Genomic DNA, 3,628 nt, shown 5'->3' with positions numbered 1-3,628 from the left:
GGCTGACAACGACCAGATGCACAACGCCCACTATGCGCTGGGCAACGGGCCCATCCTGTCGGCGATGTACCCGGTCAGCTACGGGCGTTTTCCGGTCGAGGCCAATGTGTGCAACACCAGCTTCGCGGCCGTGAATGCCACGGGCGTGCCAGTGGCCGTGTCGCCCACGGCGCTTGCGCAGAGCTTTGCCACGGCCAACGGTACCGCCAACGGCACGCCGGCCACGGTGGTCTACAACGACTCGGTGGGGGGCGCCAAAGCGTGGCAGTTCGCGGTGTCGCCATCGACCGGCGTGGCCGACCTGGGCCTCGACAACGCCCTGTGCCAGCGCGCGCTGGTGACGGGTGCGGATCCGGTTAGCGGCGCGGCCCTCACGGCCGCCACCACGCCCACCAAGGCCCAGAGCGACGCCGTGCGCGCCGGCATCGCCGAGGTGGTGCTGAACGGCAACCTGCGTGGCAAGCCCACCATCATCGTCAGTGGCCGCAGCGACGCGCTGGTGCCGGTGAACAACAACTCGCGTGCCTATGCCGCCTACAACAAGGTGGTGGAGGGCGCTGCCAGCAAGCTGCGCTATGTCGAGGTGACGAACGGCCAGCATTTCGACACCTTCCTGCCGTTCAGCGGCTTTGACACGCGCTTCGTGCCGCTGCATCCGTACTTCAACCAGGCGATGGACGCGATGTACGCGCACCTGCAGTCGGGCGCGGCGCTGCCCCCCAGCCAGGTGGTGCGCACTACACCGCGCGGCGGCGTGCCCGGTGCGGCGCCGGCGATCACGGCGGCCAACGTGCCGCCGTTCGTGGCAGCACCCGCCGCTGCCAACCAGATCGGGTTTGCCGGCACGTCGCTGAGCGTTCCCAACTGAGCCCCGCCCCCGCACCGGAGTACACGCCATGAACCCGCGTTGGACATCCCGCGTGGCCGGCTGGATCGCCGCCCTTGTGTGCGGCCTCGGTGCGGGGCTTGCCCCCGCTGCCCGGGCCGATGAGATCGTCATTGCCCAGGTGGCCCCGCTGTCGGGCGTGCTGGCCACCACCGGTGCGCAGATGGTGCTGGGCGGCAAGATCTATTTCGACTGGGTCAACGAGCGCGGCGGCATCCACGGCGCGACCCTGCGCCAGGAGGTGGCCGACGATGGCTACCGCGTGGACGACACCGTGCGGCTGACGCGCGAGATGCTGGCGCGCCCCGAGGTGGTGGCGTTGTACGGCTTTGCCGGCACGGCCAACATCACGCAGTTGTTGGCCGACGGCGTACTTGCCCAGGGCGGCGCGGCGCTGGTGGCGCCCTACACGGGGGGCGAGTCGCTGCGCAGTCCGTTCAACCCCTGGATCTTCCACGTGCGTGCCGGGTATGTGGACGAGACCGAGCACATGGTGCAACAGCTCACCACCCTGGGCATGAAGCGGGTGGGCGTGATGTACCAGGACGATGGCTTCGGCAAGGCCGGCCTGGCGGGCGTGGAGGTCGCTTTGGCCAAGCGTGACCTCAAGCTGGCTGTCTCGGCCGGTTACGAGCGCAACACCGACAAGGTGGACGACGCCGTGAAGGCCATCAAGGCGTCGGACGCGCAGGCCGTGATCATGATTGCCGTCAACAAGCCTGCGGCGGCGTTCATCCAGCGCTACCGCGAGCAGGGCGGCGGCGCGCAGCTCTACAACATCTCGGTGGTGGACCCTACCGAGCTGGTCAAGCTTGCCGGCCTGAAAAATGCCCATGGCCTGGGCATCAGCCAGGTGGTGCCTTACCCCTATCGGCCCTCGCTGCCGGTGGTGCGCGAATACCAGGCGCTGCTGAAGAAATATGCGCCCGATGCAGAGGTGACCTACACCAGTTTCGAGCAGTTCCTGGGCGCCAAGGTGCTGGTGGAAGCGCTGCGCCGCGCCGGCCCCGCGCCCACGCGTGCCAAGGTGGTGAAGGCGCTCGAATCGATGCAGAGCTACGACCTGGGCGGCATCACGCTGGGCTATTCACCCACCAACCGCGTCGGTTCGCGCTATGTCGAGGTCACGGTGATTGGCGCCAACGGCCGCTTGATGAAGTAGGCACGCGGCCACCCCTGTTTTGTTCCACAAGGCTGACTACCATGTTTCCCTCTTCGCGCTATATCCGCTGCGCCGGCTATGAAATCCACGCCACCGAATGGGGCCCGCCCGAGGCCCCCGTGGTGATCGCATGGCACGGCCTGGCGCGCACGGGGCGCGACATGGACGAACTGGCCCGGCACCTGGCGCCGCGCTACCGCGTGATCTGTCCCGACACCCTGGGCCGGGGGCTGAGCCAGTGGAGCAGGCAGCCGCAGGACGAATACCGCCTGTCGTTCTATGCCCGCCTGGCTGCCGACCTGTTCGACCAGCTGGGTATCGACAAGGCGCACTGGATCGGTACGTCCATGGGGGGGGGCATCGGCACGGTGTGCGCCTCAGGCCTGTTCCAGCCGCAACTGCGGGGCCGCATCACGAGCCTGCTGCTCAACGACAATGCGCCCCGCCTGGCGGATGCGGCGCTCGAGCGCATCAAGGCCTATGCCGGCCAGCCGCCCGCGTTCGACACGGTGCTGGAGCTGGAGGCGTTTTTCCGGCAGGTGTACCAGCCCTATGGATGGCTCAGCGACGCGCAGTGGCGGCAGCTGACGGAGACCTCCACCCGCCGCCTGCCCGACGGGCGCGTGACGCCGCACTACGACCCGGCCATGGTGCAGCAGTTCACGCACCACGCCAACGATTACCTGATCTGGGACCACTACGACGCGCTCGATATCCCGGTGCTGTGTCTGCGCGGTGCGCAGTCGGACCTGGTGCTGCCCGAAACCACCGCCGAGATGCTGGCACGCGGTCCCGGAGCGCGCGGCCTGGTGCGGGTGGTGGAAGTGCCCGGCTGCGGCCATGCCCCGGCCTTGAACGTGCCCGCGCATTACGCGCTGGTGGACGGCTTCCTGGCGCAGGTCGAGGGGGCGGGGTGCTGACGGCTGCCTGGGCGGCTGGCGCTGCGCATGCCGGGCAGCGTCCGCCAGGGGCAAGCGATCGGGGCAGGCCTGGCACCGGCTTGGCAGATAGCAGGGCGGCCCGTGGCAGGCCGCCCAGGGGCTTCAGCCCGCCTTCACCGCCAGCACGGGGCAGGACACGTTGAGCAGCAATTCCTGGGCGACGCTGCCCAGCAGCAGCTTGCCCACGGCGCTGCGCTTGCGCAGGCCGATGATGAGCAGCGAGGCGTTTTCTTTCTCGATCAATGCATAGATCTCGTTCACGGCCGAGTTGCCTCGCACGAACTGCTTGACTTCGCCCGGCACGGCCTCGTCGACCAGGCGCTGCTCCAGGCGCTCGAGTTCCGAGCCATCGATCATGGTGGTGTCGTCGTGGGGGCCTCCAGGGCTGGCGTTGACGACGACCAGGCGCTCGCCCGATTCCTTGGCCATGGCAATCCCCTTGTCCAGGGCAGCATGCCCTTCGGGGCGGGGAACGTACGCAACAACAATGGTCATGAAGTGTCTCTCTTGAAGGTTCTGATGGAGATGCACCTGGGTCAGGTGTAACCCGCATCTTACGTTCACCGCCGTGCCCTGCCGCGCTGCGCATGACCAGAGAAACACTACTTGACAGCGCCCCGGGGCTCAGCGCCCGCGGCG

At 68.1% G+C, this 3,628-nt stretch carries 4 protein-coding genes; 3 read left to right on the top strand and 1 reads right to left on the bottom strand.

Going from position 1 to position 3,628, the window contains the following annotated elements; translation table 11 throughout:
- The 3 genes from ACDELDRAFT_RS20200 to ACDELDRAFT_RS20190 form a co-directional block, all read left to right on the top strand.
- The coding region (locus ACDELDRAFT_RS20200) for a 3-hydroxybutyrate oligomer hydrolase family protein (RefSeq protein WP_005799925.1) at window positions 1–868 on the top strand (868 nt) is incomplete at its 5' end.
- Between the two features lie 28 nt (window positions 869–896).
- A complete protein-coding gene (locus tag ACDELDRAFT_RS20195) occupies window positions 897–2,048 on the top strand; it encodes an ABC transporter substrate-binding protein (RefSeq protein WP_005799924.1) in 1,152 nt (383 codons plus the stop codon).
- Between the two features lie 41 nt (window positions 2,049–2,089).
- On the top strand, window positions 2,090–2,968 hold the full coding sequence (locus ACDELDRAFT_RS20190) for an alpha/beta fold hydrolase (protein ID WP_005799923.1): 879 nt from the start codon (window positions 2,090–2,092) through the stop codon (window positions 2,966–2,968).
- A gap of 123 nt (window positions 2,969–3,091) precedes the next feature.
- Here the strand turns inward: ACDELDRAFT_RS20190 and ACDELDRAFT_RS20185 are convergent, their stop codons facing one another.
- Window positions 3,092–3,484, bottom strand: a complete 393-nt coding sequence (locus tag ACDELDRAFT_RS20185) for a universal stress protein (RefSeq protein WP_005799922.1) — start codon at window positions 3,482–3,484, stop codon at window positions 3,092–3,094.
- Between the last annotated feature and the right edge of the window lie 144 nt (window positions 3,485–3,628).

Origin of the sequence: Acidovorax delafieldii 2AN, from assembly GCF_000175235.1 — a bacterium.
Taxonomy (GTDB): Bacteria; Pseudomonadota; Gammaproteobacteria; order Burkholderiales; family Burkholderiaceae_C; genus Acidovorax; species Acidovorax delafieldii_B.
The sequence above is the reverse complement of the archived record's forward strand: the minus strand, read 5'-3'. Positions and strand labels throughout refer to the sequence as shown.